Here is a 19345-nt window from a genome sequence, read left to right on the forward strand (position 1 = left end):
GTCATGGATACCTCACGTAAAGACTTTATTCGGGAAGTCATATCAACCATAGGCCTCGATCATATCGAGCCGAGTTCTTTGCCAGCTCGATTAGTAGTTGATGCACTGACACGAGCTTCGGCTGGGACCAAGATCGAAAGCAATCTCCGCTCAGTGCCAATTAAGATCGGGCCGTGGACCATTGAGCGTTTCGAAAATGGATTCCGATGGTTGTTACCTGAAAACTTTACGGCAAATGATGAAATCCGCTTTCATTTGCGTGAATTGAGTTCTGAACGAGGAACTAGTCTCAGTTGTAGAGCAATTCTTGTAGGTGAGTCTGCCGCCGGCAGTTGGGGATTTTTTGGAAAAAACAACCTGTCTACCTTACTAGAAAAGCAATTGAACACCGCAACAGGATCATATACTGAAGTTGTCGATCTCACGTGCGTGAATGCGAATTGGAGGGGCAACTTGCTTCCGATAATTAGGGCGAGCATGACACTTGATCCCGACGTAATAGTTTTGTACTGTGGCAATAACGAGGCTCGGTGGTTATTGCCAACTTTGATTGACGACGCTCAGGCAACAGGAGATGGATCGTTCAACCTACGCTGGTCGTTTCTGACAGGAGACATAACTACAACCATATCATTAATAAGAAAGCATTACTTAGCAACGCTAGGTCCTCTTGTAATTGAAACCCTTGAAGTATGTAAGGCATTCGGAAAACCAATTCTGTTCGTTATTCCACCGTTTAATTTCCGAAATTGGACTCCCTTGGAGCGTACGCCGTGCGTTCTTCCAGCATCCCACCAGCAAACCTGGATCGACCATATTTCAAAATCGGAGCAAGCTGCTGCTGCGGGTGATTTTCACGACGCCCTCACTTATGCCAAGTTCGCTTTGGAGTTGGATGGTGGAACATGTCAACGGAGCCTCTTTGCTTATGCAAAAGCTCTCGAGCTTCTGGGGAACCAAAATGCGGACGTGATATACGGACAAGTTGCTTTTGCAGGGTTGGGGCCGTTTGTGCATGCAGTTCCGAGCTTTCCCCGTGAAGCAGCGACAGAATTGAAGAATATTTTGGAGTTGTTTGACGTGCCTTACGTTGACCTCCCTGCAATGTTTGATGCCGAAGAATTAGAAGAACCGTTGTTCTTAGATTACTGCCATTTATCGGCAAGCGGATTGCGAGTGGCGGTACAAAGCATCGCAAAAAAATTTAATGATCTCAAATTAAAAAAGGCGTATCCCACGTTCCCCATTCCTAAGACTGATTTCATGAATGGGCCTGGCGATGCTCACGAAGTTTCACTTGCGGCTATATGCGCCGCACTACACTCATACCAGAATGGACAACAAATCGCCACGGTTTCGTATTGGGTAAATGTTAGCCTCACTTCTTCTTCACTGATCCGCCCACTTTTGCAATTCTTGCTTGAGGTTATGTGTACGTTTCAGAGGGAATGGATCACCTTACCTCACTTGCGTTCAATCGGAATATGCGAGCGCACGTTACCCCAGCGTCACGCCATTTTCATTCTAAAATTCGTTTATCATGCACGATTCGATGTTGATCTCTGCTATATCTTATCTGAAGCTCTTGGCCATTCTGATCCCAACGTTATCGTAGAAGAGCAGGTGAAGAATCAGCTAGCAGACCGGGGAGGTAATTTGTGCCACTTGTTCTTTCTTGATAGGCGCAAAGGTTTCGCCCAAGCACAAAGGGAAATGTCTAGACGTGGTTGGGAACAAATTGGAAATGATTTTGTGGCTGTTGAATTAACTAGCCATGTTTCGTTTGCGTTTGGAACCTTCTTAGCGACTGAACTTCAACTTCGTATTTCTTCGCCACTACCGAGTGGTCGATGCGGCGGTGCTGTGTATCTGAACGGAATACTTGTAGGGGACTTTTCTTCATCGCGCGCGCATTCAAAGGTCAAGTTCATGATCCCTCCTGGTTCGATCAGTACAGGAATAAGTTTGCTTGAAATTAAATGGGATGCAATGGTCGGACCGCTTGATTTGGAGTCGGAAGACGAGCGTGTCGAATTTGTCGAAGAGTTTGGTCCATACCCGATCGCGGCGCTAATTCATGAGTTGCGATTCCTGGAGAAAACAAATCATTCAGATCCGCCCGCACGGTTTGAATAATGCGATATAGATCTCTATCGAAGGCGCAGATACGGGTGGCGGTCGAGCCACTTGCGACTTTGCATGACGCAGCATCAAAAAAATACTTGGCACCAGAATTGGCACGGCTATTGGCGATTGCAAGTTCATGTAGCGCATCTCTAGAAAAAGCCATAGCGAAGGCTATTGAGTCGCCCGTTGGACACGTAGAAACAGTAGAGTTATCCCAAACTATCTGGAAATATGCTTCGCGTGCCACCATGCGTCCCACTCCGTTTGGCATGCTTGCAGGCGCAGCATCTGTAGATATTGGCTGCTCTCAAAATATTGAAGACCAAGCGGGAGCTTTCAAGCTGGTTAAGCGTCTAGATCCAGTGCATCAATGGAATAGTAATGGAAGACTAGCGAAAGAAAATCCGAATGCATTCAAATGGGTGATAAATCCTTCTGCATATCGCATTGATGGTTTGCTTAGATGTCTGCATTTTTCGGATGAATATGGCATTTATGTCGAATCTGTGCAATGTACCGAATCGACCGCTAGAACTCTCTTGTCGCTCAATTTACCTCTCACCTTTTCCGAAATTGCCGAAAGGATAGAAGTGGTGAATCCAGGTCTATCCCACGCAGATGCTCTTGAAGTTTTGCGATCGCTCGCTCAACGAAGATTTCTCATCTCCTCGAATCAAGTCGCGGAAACAGATGTCTCTGAGGAGGATGGTCTTTCGTTAATTGAAGAAATGAGTGTTGATCATACGCAATTAGGCATATCTCAAGATGTGGTACACAGAGTTGGGCAAGCAATAGACATTCTCGGGCGCGTTGCAGCACCTACTCCAGATTCGCTGGAGAATTTTCGTAAGGGAATGGCTTCGCGATTTGGCGCACAGGAGATTCCACTTATGGAATTATTTGATCCTGAGATCGGGTTGACGATTGAGGGGAACGCGTCAAGTTTGTTAGGGGATTTTTTTTCTGGGAAGTTAGCCACAAAGGTTAGTGCGACGGAATGTAGGTCTCGTCAGGCTGAAGAGTTTTCAATTTTGCGCGCGCAATTTCTCGAAAAAATCATTTCAGAGGGAGGGAGTGATCCAATAGAGTTGAGTCTTGAGTTGTTTGAAGGACTCCCAATTCACGAAGAGGAACAATGGCCCGCATCTGTCTACGCTGTTTGCTTCATTGAAAGGGCGGCTAGAGGGGAAAAGATATGGCTGGAAACAGTGGCCGGACCTGACTCTACCCGCCTGTTGGCCAGGTTTGGCAAGGGCGATAAAGGTATCGCCGATATGATCCGGGAATTCTCAGACAAGAATTTTGTTAGCACTCCAAATGCCATGCATGCAGAACTTTTCTTTCCTCCATATTGTGACGGTACTCAAACCCTTTCTCGGATGAACCCTTTTCCAGCGCTAATCGCTTCCGACGGATATCCAGGTGACGTCGAATACATACCACTCGCCAACCTTACCGTTAGGATTGTGGGTGACACGATTGAATTGCGAGATGTCGTGAGCGGATGCCTAGTGATTCCACATGTCTCCCATCCAATTCAGTTAGATATTCCAGAGATTCCTGCGCATATTCGTTTCATCTCTAGGCTAGCGTCGAATTCTCGATTTCGGTCATTTCGTTGGCAGTGGGGGGAGAATGAGGCGAAAGATTTCATGCCACGAATCGAATATCAAAACGTGATACTAAGTCCGGCGCAATGGCGTTTTAGTGCTGACTCCATAGAAAGTTGTTCGATTTGTGATATTGCTGATTTTTTGCATCGTACGAGAGTTCCCCAGGTGTTTCGTTTGTGCGAAGCAGGCCAGCCAGACCTTGTTCTTTTCCGTGATTTGGAAATATGTATGAATATAATTCAGGCTGCTCTTAGACGACAAACGATTGTTATCTTGACCGAGTGCCCTGATTTTGCGGCTACAACGCTAAAACTTGGCAGTACTCAGCACGTTTACGAGGTTATTCTCCCATATGAGCGAACTGAAACGATTTCAAAACATCGTGAAGCGACCACAGGCCCTGGACCAGATTGCCTACCTAGTACGCAGCCTTCAAAAAATTTATTGCACGAACGCTGGAAGTCTTTCAATATCTACTGTTTAGAAAGCCTTACCGACAAATGCTTGCAGATCGTATTAGCGCCACTATTATTTTCGCTGATTTGTCGGCAATGGATAGAGCAGTGGCATTTTGTTCGTGAGGTAGATAAGGCGGGCGCACATATTCGGTTTCGTATATTGCCTAAGCTTGAAGCTGGCGTCGCTCAATGTGTCAATGATATGGTGATGGACTTGTTGGAGGATGCCACTAACTCGTCGAAAATACGTTCTTGGACCTCTACGCTGTATGTTAAGGAGTTTTCCCGATATGGCGGATACAGTGGCATTTCATATGTGATCCCCCTCTTCACGCTAGACTCAGAGTTAACACTAAAGTGGTTAGACTCGGTTGAGCTTAAAAGCGATAGCAGCAGAATCATTCGACATGCTCTTGTAACCTCTACATTATTAAGTGCTGGCGTCTCCATGGAAATGGCTTGCGACCGTTGTGATGGCCTTCAAAGCAGCATAACTTGTCCTGAACTTGATCATATGTCCATACGAATGTTAAGTGGCAAACTCTTCCGTATGGAACGTGCAAAACTCTTGGACTATGTGTCATGTCTTGGTGAGTTTGGGTTGCATGACAAATCAGCATTGAATTTTGGTCTCGATTCTCTTCGGAGACACTACGCACAAGCTCCCCGTCTTACAAATCAAGCGCTTTTCTCGTGCATTCACATGAGCGCAAACAGACTTTTTCGGTTTTCTCAGCGAATGCATGAGTGCGTGGCATACGATCTATGTAGGCGAATTTTGCTGACAAAGAAGATATTAGTGAACACACATTGCTCAATCGCGTTTCCCGAGTGAAAACCGCCGAACAGGAACTGATTATGCAAAAGTGTAAAATAGGAAGCGCCGAAAAAGCCACAAAATTTTGTGCACGCAGATGTGGCTCGAGTTCTTCGGCTCTAAGTCCCCACGCGAGCAGAACTGCAGCAATGGCACCTGCTGATGTGCCGTTGAATATATCGAAAGCGTAGTGTTTTTCTAGATCGAGGAGGGCACCAACTAGCGCCAATCCGCTAACTCCACCACCTTCTCACCTCGTTTCAATCTTTGCACGCTGCAACTTGAAATTTTTCTTGGTGACCATATAACTGTCATTGAGAGGGCTTCCCCTCTTACAACTCATTTGAAAAAAGAGGTTTAGTATGGCTCTCAAACCAGGTCCAAAACCAATTGCTAAATCAACAGGAAAGCCTGATCAACGTCGACGTGACAACAAAGGTACACCGGGGAATACTCCAGCTTTAAAACCAAGCAAGTCATCCAACCCGAACAAGTAACCCAACATTTATCGGGCGTCTATTCAGAGCACGGCACCATCCAAGTTAGGGTGGTGATGTCGCTCTGTTCGTTTGCTAGCTGAGTTGACCCTATCAGTTTGATCCACCTTCCACTTCCTGGCGAAGGCTGCCATGAGTTACTTCTTCCGAGATTCGCGCCTATAAAGTTGCGAGGGTTCTAAAGAATGAATCGGAGTCAAAACGGAACTGACTAAACATAGCGTCTTAAATAATACCGCATAGTCTGCGCAGAACGGGGTTGGCTTTTCGCCAGCGGTCGAAGCAGGTTTCGACTGTTTGGAGCACTTCGGATAGCGTTGCAAAGTATCGATTGTGTGTAGCGATGCGTCGCACGAGTTTCCAAACCCGCTCGATTGGCGCTAGTTGCGGACTGTACGGAGGCAAGAACAGCAATGTCAACACGGCTCGGTACTCGCGCAGCATCGGCGTCAGCATGGTGGCGTGGTGGTACCGGGCGTTGTCGAGCACAACCACCATGCGCTTGCCATGAGAGCGGTGCCGCAGTAGCTTCTTGAGAAAGTCCTTGAACGTCTCGGCATTGAACACGTTGCACATGGCGTGTACGAACTTGCCAGTGCTTAAACTCACAGCGCCAAAGCATGCCACGGACTTGCGTGTTGGAGCATGTCGCAAGATAGGATCCTTAACTTCGGGTGGTACCCACATACGCAGGCGCGACCCATGTTGTTGGAAGTGACATTCGTCGAGGCTCCAGAGTTCAATGTCCTTACGCCTTGCCAGGCGATGCAGTTTTTTTTACTATAGCGACCTTCACGGGGTCGGATTGCGCGACCTGGGGGCGCGGCCTACGCTGACGAAATCCCATCTTGCCAAACATCCTTTGGCATTGACGAACGCCCAACGTCACGCCATAACGCTTCTTAAGATGTTCACCGAGAACCTTGCCATCCCACAAATTTTGCTCAATGCCGAATTCACGAGGGGTTCGGCGCAAGTCACGAGCCAGCGATTTCCATTGCTTCTCGTCCAGACTTCGCGGACGACCTGGTCGTTCACCATCGCGCAAGCCATCAAATCCATGCAGCTCGAAGCGCTTGACCCAGCGCTGAACGGTTCGCACACCCTCTGCAAACAACTGAGCTACCTCACCACACGAATGACCACTTGCCACTAGCAATACGCCGTGTAAGCGATGGCCGTAGCGGGACTCGTCGGAACGTTCAATTTCTTGTTGAATCGCAAGACGCATGATTTCCGCATCTCTAATTTGCAACTTACGCATCGCTGTCTCCGTCAATGGGAACAGTGATATTCTAAACTAAAATGCGCCAATATTTAAGTCGCCATGTTTAGTTGAGGCGTTGAACATCTGATACTGCACTTAGCGTTTCGACCTTATAGGGCGCGTTGTTCGTACCAACCGTTACATTTTCCGTTTGTAGATAGCCTATTTGGAACCTGAATGCTCTGCTTCGTCTGAGACAACAAATTTTCTTTTATTTAGGCTTGAGAGTCAGCATATGTCAGGTTAAGAAATGATGACCCAGGTTTTGGCGTAATGCATATCAGAATGCCACGACCAACTTTATTTTCTGAGGTTCTATAGATATACATCCAAACAACACTCTCGACCAACTTTGCCTACTCATACGCCCTCTTATAAATCAAAGTCTTAACGATATTATCTCGACCAACTTTATTTGGTGCGATCAGTTACATTGCCATGATCACCAAGCACAAAATTCCTGGAGAAAAAGATCATGGCAAAGTACCTCATTTCATTCCCCAGTGCTGCAATGAAAGTGCCCGACAGTGAGATGGAGACGGTCGGGCGAGACGCCCATGCCGTGATACGCGAGGCAAAGGAAGCAGGCGTCTATGTTTTCGCCGGTGGCATTGATGAAACAGCGCCACCCGTTCTGGTGTCAGCCAATGGTACAGTCGCTGAGGGCGGCTACCCGTGGGCACCTCCACTCAATGGTGGATTCACGGTACTTGAGCTTCCATCAAGAGAAGAAGCCATCGCCTGGGCTGCGCGTCTCGCGAAAGCCTGTCGCTGTGAGCAGGAGCTGCGGGTATTTGGGTTTGATTCTGATTCGTGAGGCCGCTACACGGCTGTGCATCCTGCAAGTTCATAATCACATGGCCAGAATCGGTTATTCTTCAACCTGCAAAATCAGGCCACTACAGCTTTCGATCTGTTAAGCACAAGATGGATTATCTACAAGACCCCAAATTTTTGTCAAGATTCGGGCAGCTTGCTATATGGCTTTGATGACATAGCCTTTGATAACCGTATATGTGTCGCCTTTTTTTTGGGGAGCGCGAAATTTAAAGTAAAGCGCCGCTCCTTGAAATTGCAGCTGATTTAATTTGATAATGCTGTTGTTCTTATTTTCTCTAATTTGATAACCAAGCTCAGGTTTTGTTTGGTCAATCAGTTCGATCGCGGAAAACTCAATGACGCTTTGGTTGGCTTTTCCTTGAACGATAAACTCGTTGAATAATCCTTTGGCAAATATTTCGAAATGGCCATTGTCCAAAATGTTGGGAGCGAAGTAGAGTTGTTTTCGCGTATGGTCGGTGTCACCATTTTTATCTACTACCGTTCTGGTGTTCTTCAGGCTATGGTAAATAATCTTAATCTGATCATTAGTTGGCGATGCGTCTGCATCCGTCAACGACTTGTTGATAGGGTCGTCACCTGCTCTGTCGGCGAATTGCAATAAGATATTATGAAAACTTGCCTTGTAGTATTGATTATTTTTATCTTTAAGAATGTTTAATGAGGCTTGCACGATTTCATGCTTTGAATCTCGCACCTCATCTTGTCCAAAAATGGGTAACCAGTGAAACAGATGCGCCAGAAATTGTATGTAACGTTCATAATTCATTTTTGCTGCGACATTTTTCTCTATAGCTTTCTTATCGGTGGCGTTGTCCAACGCCGGGTCATAGGAAAAGTCTTGCTTCCATTTGGTGAGTTGCGTATCTGGTACTTTAAAAATTGGGTTGCGATTACATATTTCAGAAAATTGAAAATCAACAACTTTTTGCCGGTAATACTCTTTGTTCTGTGCAAGTTGCAAAGGCATCACTTTCATCTCGCCCAAGGCGATGAAAAACAGGATAAGTGCACGATCATTTTTAATGTAGTTCCAAATTGATGCGTCCCGGCCACTTAGGGTTCCGTTATTTGTGACGATGCGCATCAAGGCAGGTTTATCTTTTGAACCGGAAAGTGCTTGTAGACCAACCGCTCGAAACAGATGTTGATAGTCGGGATCGGCATACATTCTCACCAGCAAGCCAGCTAGACCACCTTCGAGGCCAGCAAAGCCCCTTCCCCAGGTAAAAATGGCAGAATCCCAAAGATTAATAGAGGCGCAGGAACCTTCATGTTTCAGCTCTTCCCATACGAGTCCCCTCACCTCATGTGTTCCAATATTCTGCGGTTTAAGGTCAGCACTAGGATAGCCTCCGTAGGAACTATGATTGTCGTGGCGGAATAGCCGTGTTTGCGTTTCGGGTGGGATGATACTATCTTTGGCTACCAAAAATTTGGCTCGGTTCCAGTGAACCAGCCACGGAGAGTCTGCTTTGAAAGAATTGTCACGCGCGTAGCGGAGATTCGCACCATCTCGCTCGTAACGTAAAATCAGCGTCAAGACGTTTGTCCATTTGGCGTTAGGGCCAACGACAGGAAGTCTCTCTGCAACTGTTTTCATTTTTTTTACTCTATCGATCCCCAACTTCAGCAAATTCTCAAGATGAGGGTAAATATCCTGGTCTGTCAAAGCATTCAATTCATAAGCCAGCAAGCCGTATAGGTTATCAATGTCAAAATTAGAAAACTTTCGTTGTATCTCAAGAGCTTTAAAGTAAAAGTTGATCCTGGATTCTGCTGAGTCATCCCGTATGCCTAATTGCGTCTGCAATTCCATAATGTTGGCGGTTGAGTCAATTTTTGCACGCGCTATTCGCACATTAACTTCGAGCTGGTGGCGCTGGTCGACCTTTTGCGCTTGCAAACTTGCGCGGTTTGGGACTGGTATAGGTCGATGTGCTTTTAATTTAGATGCATGTGGCATCACTGGCTGACTGGGTCTGGCTATGGGCACAGGTTCAGGTTGGTCGTGCGTTGGGATAGTTAAATTGCCCATACGGTGCTTACTTCATCCGGCCTGTTTTCGGGTCGTATTCAACGGCAACAGGTACAATCTGATCGGTAGGAACTATTTCTATCCATTGATCAAAAACATCAAAATAGGGCATGTCTGCTTCTGCACCGGGCTTGAAAGCGAAGCTATTTTGCAAAGGATAAAAGCCATGCTCAAATACTTTGTTAACTGGACGAGACGTTACTATATCGCGGTCGTCAATTACAACGGGGTTTCCAGCTTCGTCTAGTGCATCTGGCAGTTCTTTCTTGCCAAAAACCTGATTCGATTTTTGATACTCATATTTCTTGTTGAGTTTTTCAATGAGCTGGTCAATGGATTTTTCTATGGTCATCGGTTCATTGTTTTCGTCCAGCGTGTCTGTCGTTGCGTTGAGGCCATCAATGCCTTCGACATTCGCGCTTTTTAACCAGGCAAGCGCTTCTCTTTCTTTGCCGGGGCGTATAGGCATGACAGCTTTGACCCAGGGGGCATTTAAAAAGGCGTTACGCATATTATCCCCATCTAATTGCATGAGCCAGCCCAATGATGCGCCCAGAGGGGCGGGTGCCGAATCTTCGGTAATCAGATAGTTATCACGACGTTGCTCATTGCTCGACCAGTTGGCGAGATAGGCGGAATTGATATGGGTTTCGTTGCTGATATTTAGTGTGGTGCCGCTCATCTTGAGCGGTGAAGCGAAATGTGCTGTCCACGCTGCCTGCCCAGAGACGTCAATAGTAGCTGTGGACGGACTTTGCCTATTCAAAGCTGCGGTGCCCACAAACTGGCCATGATGGGCGGACGGTTTCCACCATTCCGGGGCCACAAAATAGAGCATCTTATCAATATCAAACAGCGAATTGATGTACTCGGACAAGTTGTGACGCAACGCCTGCTCTTCTGCGCCGTCGCCTCTGAGATAGTTATCTTCATTCATCAAGGACTTGATGAGGTTGCGGTAGATGATTATGCGTTCTTCTTCGCGCAGGTCTTCATTTTTCCTTGGTTTGATTTCTGAAGCCAGTTTAATGCGTTCTCGCACTTTCTTGATAAAATCTTCTTTCGCAGCGAGGCTACGCTCCTCTGTGGTCTTGTTAATCAATGCGTCATTATCAGTCTTGTTTCTCTGGATGGCGGCTTGTGACGGAATATATCGAATTGAACATTTGAATTTAAAGTCATAACTGCTATTGTCGTGAATGCCATTGTTGTTATGAATGTCTAATATGAACGCGAGTTCAGTAATGTGCTTTTCACCTGCAACAACGACAGCTGTTTTTTCTATTACCTTGAAATCCCAGGCAGGCCCGTTCAATAATTCCAGGTTCCATTGACTGACGATATAGTCTTGTTTAGGTGGGATGACAGGAATGACTTTTAAGAGATGTATCCCGTTTGGCAACTCTTCTAGTCTCCAGGGGTAATTAATTTCAATAGGAGCATCTATAAATTCAGGGAGAATTATTTTGTCTGGGTCAGGTATCTTGTTAACGCTTTCGTCACTCGCAATGTGGACAAGATTGGCTAATCCCAATTGTTTCCCTGGCTCATCTACAAAAGTTTCCCAACACAAATAGCTGCCTATATCTTGTACTTGTATTGCGATCTGTCGCATTTTCCGGCGCATCTCATAATTAATGAGTTGGGAGGTATTGTTGGTCAAAATATAGCGCTTGCTTTGCGTATCATTAGTTTCAATGACAGTCTTGAATGTGGTTTTATAAGCCTGTTTTAACTCCTGACTTATTTTTTCGCTTTGCTGGCGTGTACGTTTATGGGTGGCTTCACGGGCTTCTTCTTGCGATTGCGAGTAATCAAAATTTGAGCTGGCAGTGACCCCCAAATAGGAAGCCGTCACGCTCGCGCCAAATCTAACGTCTTGTTTATTATTTTCTCTGAGCAAATCACTCATTTCTTCATCGGATTTTTTCTCCAGTTCACTTTTTTGTAATGACTCGCTCACTAATTCAGACGATCGTTCTGTCAAAACGCGCTTGCTGGAAACTTCAATTAGTTCTGCTGTTGCGGCAGGGCTGAGCCATACGTGCTCTACGGGCGTGCCCAGGAAATTATCTAGTTCAAAAAAATACTGCCTGAACAAGTGGACTAAGCCTATGGGCGACAAACTGATGGCTTCTGCCTTTTCTTTGATGTTAAGCTCAGTGCTGTCAAAGAGCAGGTCGCCCAAAGAGTGGAAATTCAAATTGTCAAATGGCCCTGAATTGTTTTTTAAAAATAGGCTCTTGAGTGCGTCAAACTGCTTCTTTTCTTTTAAGTACAACAGCATGCCGGCGACCTTGGATTCATGCTCCAACATGCTTGAGAGTCGTTGCCGCTTAATTTCATTGTTGATATTCTGTTCGTCCTCAACAGATTGGTTAGCTGCGTTGATCACTTGATTGAGTACGCCATGTTCGTCAGCGCTGTTTAAGGTTTCTTTCAGCGCGTCGGCATGAATGAACTGGTCACATGAGTCAATAAATTTGTTTTCCAAATCACGCGCTTCGACATTTTCAAGCCGAGCAGCGAAGGCGCTGCTTAATGCCCTTAGAAGGAAGCTATTTTGGTTTACAGGGGCAATCGTCTGCTGTACGTTGCCGACGCTAATTTCTATCAAATCTTTGATATTGTTTTGTACAGGTCTGTTTCCCAAAAACGCAGCTGGGTTGCCTTCTTGTTGCAAGAACTTAAAACTGCCTTGAATTTGGTTTAATGCTTCATTGAGCGTGAAAGACTTTTCACGCGCCAGCAACCTGGCATGACGTTGTTCTTTTCTTTTTGATTTCCACCCCAACAGAGGTTGATAGACACCCAATAATTCACTCGCATAGGGCAGCACACCTATATATTTCGTCAAGTCGCTTAGTTTTTTGCCTGACATACCAACCCCTTATCTATAAAAAGAATGAGAAAACCATGCGCAGATGTGTTTAAGTAAGCTATAGATGTGATGAATAACGGATGAACAATGCACTTCAGGCTGAGAGCATGAGCTTTTTGCTTTGACTCTCATTTTTTGCGCCACCAATTCCTGCAGGAGAGGTGTTCTGAAAGCATCGCCACATCGCAAATCTTGCACAGTTGCGAGATTCAATTAAGTATCAATTATGTATCAATAAGTCTAGCATAATAATTAATATGCAACGGAATGGAAAGCAAATTTGACGACATCGGGAGATTAAATTTGTTGATACGTCATTGCTGGCAAGTAAGTTTTTCTGCAAATTCTCAGCGAATTTCCAAATTTTGCGTGATGCTGTCATTCAATGCTGCAACGATGATTTGTACGTAACCTGGTAATGGAATTTTTCCAAGCTGACTTAAAGCCGAAGCTGTCATGAATCTAAAGTTGCAGCACTGCTTAAAACACATCATCTGGATCTACAAAAATTGGAATTTGAAGGGTTGTCTGACCAGTTGACGCGCTCGGCAGGAAGTGAACGGTGCATCAGACTGACGGGGCAATTCAGCTAGCAAACGCACAGACCATGCTGGAAAAGATGGATAATAGCGCCTGTCTCGTTTTGAACACTATTTTGGAACTCCCCCCATGGAAATTAAGGTTAACTTTCTCGATAAGCTTCGTCTTGAAGCCAAGTTCGATGATTTTACGGTGGTGGCTGATCAGCCTATCCGTTATAAGGGGGATGGTTCTGCGCCTGGTCCTTTTGATTACTTTTTGGCTTCGTCGGCCTTGTGCGCGGCTTATTTTGTGAAGTTGTATTGCAATACCCGCAATATCCCTACTGAAAATATCCGGTTGTCGCAGAATAATATTGTTGATCCGGAAAACCGTTACGCGCAGATTTTCAAGATACAGGTGGAGTTGCCTGCGGATATTTCTGCCAAAGACCGTGAAGGTATCCTGCGTTCCATCGATCGTTGCACGGTCAAAAAAGTGGTGCAGGCGGGGCCGGAGTTTGTGATTGAAGAGGTCGAGAACCTCGATGCTGATGCGCAGGCTTTGTTGACCTTGAACCCTACTGCGGATGCTGCTACCTATATCCTGGGTAAGGATTTGCCGCTGGAGCAGACCATTGCGAATATGTCTGGCTTGCTGGCGGGGCTGGGTATCAAGATAGAGATTGCTTCGTGGCGCAATATTATTCCTCATGTGTGGTCGCTGCATATACGCGATGCTCATTCGCCCATGTGTTTTACCAATGGCAAGGGCGCGACCAAAGAGAGCGCGCTGGCATCAGCCCTGGGTGAGTATATCGAGCGTCTGAGTTGCAACCATTTTTATGCGGGTTCGTTCTGGGGTGAAGACATCGCCAATGCGGCCTTTGTGCATTACCCGGAAGAACGCTGGTTCAAGCCTGGCAAGAGGGATGCGCTGCCTAAAGATATTCTGGATGAGTATAGCCGGGAGATTTATGACCCTGAGGGTGAGCTGCGTGGCTCGCATCTTGTCGATACCAATTCCGGCAATGCAGAGCGTGGCATCTGCTCGCTGCCTTATGTGCGGCAGTCAGATGGCGAGCTCGTTTACTTCCCTTCCAATCTGATAGAAAACCTGTTCGCCAGTAATGGCATGAGTGCCGGTAATACACTGGCTGAAGCGCAGGTGCAATGTCTGTCTGAAATTTTTGAACGTGCCGTCAAGCGTGAAATTCTGGAAGGTGAAATCGCCTTGCCGGATGTGCCGCAAGAAGTGCTGGCGAAATATCCTGGCATTGTGGCGGGCATACAGGGTCTGGAAGAGCAGGGCTTCCCGGTGCTGGTGAAGGATGCATCGCTGGGTGGTCAATACCCTGTCATGTGCGTGACCCTGATGAACCCGCGCACGGGCGGTGTGTTTGCCTCTTTCGGCGCGCACCCCAGCCTGGAAGTGGCGCTGGAACGCAGCCTGACAGAATTACTGCAAGGCCGCAGCTTTGAAGGTTTGAATGATTTACCCCAGCCTACCTTTGTCAGCAATGCGGTGACTGAGCCAAATAATTTTGTTGAACACTTCATTGATTCCAGCGGCGTGGTGTCTTGGCGCTTCTTTAGTGCCAAGGCTGATTATGAATTTGTTGAATGGGACTTTTCTGGTCAGGGCGAAAATTCGAATGCGGATGAAGCAGCGACCCTGTTCGGCATACTCAAGGAGATGGGCAAGGAAGTTTACATGGCCGTGTATGATCATCTGGGTGCCACTGCCTGCCGTATCCTGGTGCCGGGTTATTCTGAAGTGTATCCGGTGGAAGACCTGATCTGGGATAACACCAACAAGGCCCTGCTGTTCCGCGAAGATGTGCTGAATTTGCATACGCTGGACGATGAGCAACTGGAAGACTTGCTGGAACGTCTGGAAAATAATGAGCTGGATGAGTACAGCGACATCGCTACCCTGATAGGCATAGAGTTTGACGAGAACACGGTCTGGGGCCAGCTCACGGTTGTTGAATTGAAGTTGCTGATCAATCTCGCCTTGCAGGACTTTGAAGAAGCAAAAGAGCTGGTCGAAACCTTCTTGCAATACAACGACAACACGGTTGATCGCGGTCTGTTTTATCAGGCCCTGAACGTGGTGCTGGAAGTGACGCTGGATGATGAGTTGGAGCTAGCTGATTATGTCGTCAACTTCCGCCGCATGTTTGGCAATGAACGTATGGATGCTGTGCTGGGTTCAGTCGATGGCAGCGTACGCTTCTATGGTTTAACACCAACCAGCATGAAACTCGAAGGGCTGGACAGGCATGCGCGCCTGATCGATAGTTACAAGAAACTGCATGCGGCGCGCAGCAAGGTGGTGTCTAATTAAGCTTATCATTTACGATTGAATTCACTTTGATGGAGGTTATTTTAATAAATAACTTTTATTAACACTTTAAAAACCACGTCCTATGGGCGTGGTCATCGCCTAACTGGCTTTGCCTGTTAGAGCGAAAGGAGCCTGCTCAAAGAAGTATCTTTCGTGATGTTGTCCGCACAACAATCAAGAAAGGAAGCGAAAATGAGCAGGTTTAAAAGAGCATCGCAAGTAATATGGCATTGTCAATACCATTTGGTATGGGTGCCCAAATATCGATACCGAATATTAAGCGGTCCAATTGGACGAGAAGTGCAAAAATGTTTGATGACCTATAGTCAGCAATTAGGTTGTGAGATAGTGGAACTGAACGTGCAAGTTGATCATGTGCATCTATTGGTGAAAGTGCCGCCAAAGTTATCGATATCGGAATTGATGGGTGTCCTGAAAGGGCGTACGGCAATAAGGTTGTTTAACGTATTTCCTCAAATGAGAAAGAAGCCCTATTGGGGGAATCATTTCTGGGCAAAAGGATATTGCGTAGACCCGGTAGGGCTGGATGTTGAAATGATCCGAAAGTACGTCAAATTCCAGGAGCAGGAAGAGGCACGACAGCAGCAACTACAACTTTAAGAAATAGATAGCGAGCCTTCTCAGAGGGCTCGCACGTGTGCTCCCCTCTGGGGAGCAAAAAGCAAAACCACGTTCTAAGAACGTGGTTCATTTACTAGCTACCAAGGTCAAAACATCTGATAGGTGTTGCCAGCCTGTCAGAGTATTTTGCTCACTGAGCAACTTTATTATCGTTAAATAGATACTTTTTACGTGGACAGCTCTCGAATTGCAGAAACAATTTGACCCCTCGCATGACCTTCTTCACAAAGGACATATGCATGATCTTGAACCGTTGGGTTAACTTGATATAAAGATGTTTTATGGTCAAATATCAATATATTTGCGGTACATAGCTGACTCAAAAAAGTCTCAAGCTTTGCACCACTGGCCAATGTTACATTTTGGTTTATGCGGTTTTGACTAAAAGTACCGAAGCTAAAGCCAACGCGCATTGCTTTTAAAACCCGTTTTAGATCGGATCTTATTCGTTCAATGCGACCTTCTTTTTTATCCGCACTGTGATTGATTGCTAAGTGCATCCCTTCATCTAAAGTACAATCGTCGTCAAACATTGATGAAGTAAAGTCACTTTCGCCGGACTTGGCAGAGCAATTAGTGAAACTAGATTTTTTGAATTTTGTAATTGAATCAGCTTTGCAAGAAAGTAATCGCTGATAGCCACTAAACTCGCAATCGACAAATTCCAGTCCACTAAAATCTATCTTATAAAAATTTCCTAATACGCATAATTGAGAAATTTTAGGCCCACCATGCAACATTTTTAGTAATGCTGCCGCAGAAGTTCCATCTTTTATTTTGTTGTACTCAAAAGCAAGTGCATGAAGCCCGTATATTGCCCTACTCTGCATTAAGCTAAAATTGGATGTTTCATTTTTAAAATGTGAGACATATTTTTTGAACATCGAATTTACTGAGTCAACATCTGCCTGTTGTTTCCAAAGCGCAGATGCAATGGCACCTTTGACTCCCGTTATATCGTTATAGTCAGTTCCTAAGATTTTAGTTAAGTGACCGACATCTTGAGAATTAATCTGACTTTCAATTTGGAATGCATTTATTCCTGCTTTAATTCTAATCAAGTTCACAAATTCTTCATGCGAAATATTAACTCTATCGTTGTTCAAACTGAATAATAAACATTTTAGATAACTTCCAACTGAGGTATGCTGCGATTTGCCACTCGCACCTCCAAGCATTACATCTATATATCTAATAAATTCTTCTAAGGGAGTGGAATTCTCTTCATCTATCACAACGTACTCTAGAAAATCGTAATAGTCATCTATTGAAATTTTTAGAGATTGTTTTTCTATTTCTCTACTCAGTAAACGCGCAAGTACATATTCAAAGGGATCAGTCAAATCCAAGCGTGCCGTGCTTTCAGACATATCATCGCTGCCGCTGTCGCTAGCAAATATTTGTGACAACACGCTCAATAAATATGGATTTACAAATCCAGAGGCTGGCTTTATTTTGTGTATTATTCTATTTATTGAAATCGCAACTTTCGCATCACCTTTGTTTAAGTATTTACCGACATCATCCGTTGTAAAACCTTTTAGGTTGAGAATGTCAACATTTTCCAAAGACTGAAAACGTTCTGCACCTACACTTCTTGATGTGAGAAAAACTTTGCAGGAATGTAATATTGAATCGAGTTGCTTAATCGAATCTATGAATCTATCCATGTCAAACATTCCCGCAAGTGCAGCTTCAATCTCATCAATTCCGTCGATCATCATTACAATAGAGCCGCAACTTAAACAGAGTTCGAAATTGGTTTCATTTATTGAATCTGCGCCCGATTGGTTGCGGCGATACTCACGATAAAGGTCTGTAATAGAATTGATGGAGTTACCTGAATAAGCATTTAATATATCGTGCTTGGTAACTAGCATTAGAAATTCTTGCTTTTGCTCAAATTTAGAATAGTGTTGTGCAAAATTTCGACATAAAGTTGTTTTCCCAATGCCACCTTCTCCAAGAATGACATTGATTGGCATGAGATTCGGTGAGTTTTCTACAGGTTCGATAAACGACATCAAATACTGCTTTGTGGTAAACGCTTCGCCTCCGTTGCGATAAACTGTTTGATCAATATATTGTTCTTCGTTAGAAAGAGTAGTATGCGAAGTTTTGCCTTTTACTATCCGATCAAAAATAAACTGCTTGATGGAATTTATGTAGACATTTTCATATCCTGCCTGAGTTAACATACTTTTATAAGCCGTAAGTCGTTGCTCTAAAACTAAATTTCTAGATACTAGACATACTTCAATACGCACTTTGGGGTTTTTTGATGATTTTAGAAAAATCCTAAGTGCTTCTGGCACACTTTGCGCTTTATATAAATAAATGATTACCCAAGCATGCCCTAGTTCTGGGTGAAAGTGAGCTTCATAAGCGGTTTTCGAGCCTTCAAAATTTTCAGTAACTATGTCTTTTTTTCCGAAAATTTCTCTACTAATATCTTTATAGTCGATAGTTTGTGCGCTTGAATTAATCTCTAGTTTTGAGGAAATCCTATTCGGCTCTAATTGTAGATAATCTGTAAAAAATTTTACTGCGTTTGTCACAGCGCGTATTTGGTCATCATCCGCCTTATTTACGCCGTCGTCGGATACTCCTTTGATAACAGCCCATGGCACGCCGAAGTCAGTACAGGCTAATGCGAAAGTGTAGGATTCCATGTCACCAGCTAAAGCATCTGGTACGCATTGAAGAATTTTTTGTTTGAAAACGCTATCATCAACAACTTTATCACCACAAGCGTACACACCTTCCTTGCTTGAAAAGTCAGCTTTATAGTTTCTAGCAAAGTGCGAGAGTTGAGCAAACAATGGATCCGGTGCCGATAAAGAACGAACTCTATGTTTCACAACACCATTTACAATTTTTTGATATTCGTAATCACTGGACATTTTGCATATCGCTACGTCTCCGATGCTTAATTCCGACTTCAAGCTAAAACAAATACCAATTTCAACGACATAAGTTGGTTTGACACTTTTTAATATGGACGTCAAGGCTAACCCGACAGACCCGAGTGTTTTGGTTCCCATATCGCGAATTTTACAAAGAACAGCTCTTTGACCGCAAAGAACTCCTCTTTCTAAAGTTGAGTGGCTTTCTATAGACATGGCCTCTAAAGCATCCATAGCTTTTCTCACAATTGAATACTCTGCTTCAGTTATGACTACAATTAAGATTTCTTCATTCATCTTCGCTTCCGTTACATAGCTTAGGTTAGACAAAATTTTTTGTGCATCGTCTTTTTTTTTGGTGCTATTGAATGCCATGTTTGTTGTCTTTATA

At 44.8% G+C, this 19345-nt stretch carries 10 protein-coding genes and 1 pseudogene; 5 read left to right on the plus strand and 6 right to left on the minus strand.

The features are described from left to right. Window positions 1-3 precede the first annotated feature (3 nt). A complete protein-coding gene (locus UNDKW_RS00985; RefSeq protein WP_162057224.1) occupies window positions 4-2136 on the plus strand; it encodes a hypothetical protein in 2133 nt (710 codons plus the stop codon). 35 nt (window positions 2137-2171) lie between these two features. Next, window positions 2172-5033 carry a thiopeptide-type bacteriocin biosynthesis protein gene (locus UNDKW_RS00990; RefSeq protein ID WP_162057225.1) on the plus strand — a complete coding sequence of 954 codons (2862 nt, stop codon included), beginning with the start codon at window positions 2172-2174 and terminating at the stop codon, window positions 5031-5033. A 67-nt stretch (window positions 5034-5100) separates the two neighbouring features. On the opposite strand, the pseudogene UNDKW_RS31020 reads toward UNDKW_RS00990, so the two are convergent. The 3 genes and pseudogenes from UNDKW_RS31020 to UNDKW_RS01005 all read right to left on the minus strand — a co-directional run. Beyond that, window positions 5101-5253: pseudogene (locus UNDKW_RS31020) on the minus strand (patatin-like phospholipase family protein); the annotation flags it as partial. A gap of 484 nt (window positions 5254-5737) precedes the next feature. Further along, window positions 5738-6283, minus strand: a complete 546-nt coding sequence (locus UNDKW_RS01000) for an IS630 family transposase (RefSeq protein ID WP_162061711.1) — start codon at window positions 6281-6283, stop codon at window positions 5738-5740. Further along, window positions 6261-6776 (minus strand): helix-turn-helix domain-containing protein, encoded by a 516-nt coding sequence (locus UNDKW_RS01005; protein WP_162057227.1) that lies wholly within the window; start codon window positions 6774-6776, stop codon window positions 6261-6263. The genes UNDKW_RS01000 and UNDKW_RS01005 overlap by 23 nt, the downstream gene beginning before the upstream one ends. Window positions 6777-7254: 478 nt before the next feature. Between UNDKW_RS01005 and UNDKW_RS01010 the strand changes: the two genes are divergently transcribed. Further along, a complete protein-coding gene (locus tag UNDKW_RS01010) occupies window positions 7255-7596 on the plus strand; it encodes a YciI family protein (RefSeq protein WP_162057228.1) in 342 nt (113 codons plus the stop codon). Window positions 7597-7755: 159 nt separating this feature from the next. On the opposite strand, the gene UNDKW_RS01015 is transcribed toward UNDKW_RS01010, so the two are convergent. After that, window positions 7756-9657, minus strand: a complete 1902-nt coding sequence (locus UNDKW_RS01015; protein WP_162057229.1) for a hypothetical protein — start codon at window positions 9655-9657, stop codon at window positions 7756-7758. 7 nt (window positions 9658-9664) lie between these two features. Beyond that, window positions 9665-12538 (minus strand): hypothetical protein, encoded by a 2874-nt coding sequence (locus tag UNDKW_RS01020; RefSeq protein WP_162057230.1) that lies wholly within the window; start codon window positions 12536-12538, stop codon window positions 9665-9667. A gap of 669 nt (window positions 12539-13207) precedes the next feature. Between UNDKW_RS01020 and UNDKW_RS01025 the strand changes: the two genes are divergently transcribed. Together UNDKW_RS01025 and tnpA are read left to right on the plus strand one after the other, a co-directional pair. Then, window positions 13208-15406, plus strand: coding sequence for an OsmC domain/YcaO domain-containing protein (locus tag UNDKW_RS01025; RefSeq protein WP_162057231.1), 2199 nt, complete (start codon window positions 13208-13210; stop codon window positions 15404-15406). 192 nt (window positions 15407-15598) lie between these two features. Beyond that, entirely contained in the window at window positions 15599-16027 is a 429-nt protein-coding gene (gene tnpA / locus UNDKW_RS01030; protein ID WP_162057232.1) for an IS200/IS605 family transposase, read from the plus strand. Window positions 16028-16215: 188 nt separating this feature from the next. Here tnpA and UNDKW_RS01035 read toward each other — a convergent pair whose 3' ends face one another. After that, window positions 16216-19329 (minus strand): NACHT domain-containing protein, encoded by a 3114-nt coding sequence (locus UNDKW_RS01035; protein ID WP_162057233.1) that lies wholly within the window; start codon window positions 19327-19329, stop codon window positions 16216-16218. Between the last annotated feature and the right edge of the window lie 16 nt (window positions 19330-19345).

It is taken from the genome of Undibacterium sp. KW1 (assembly GCF_009937955.1).
In the GTDB taxonomy this organism is placed as follows: domain Bacteria; phylum Pseudomonadota; class Gammaproteobacteria; order Burkholderiales; family Burkholderiaceae_D; genus Undibacterium.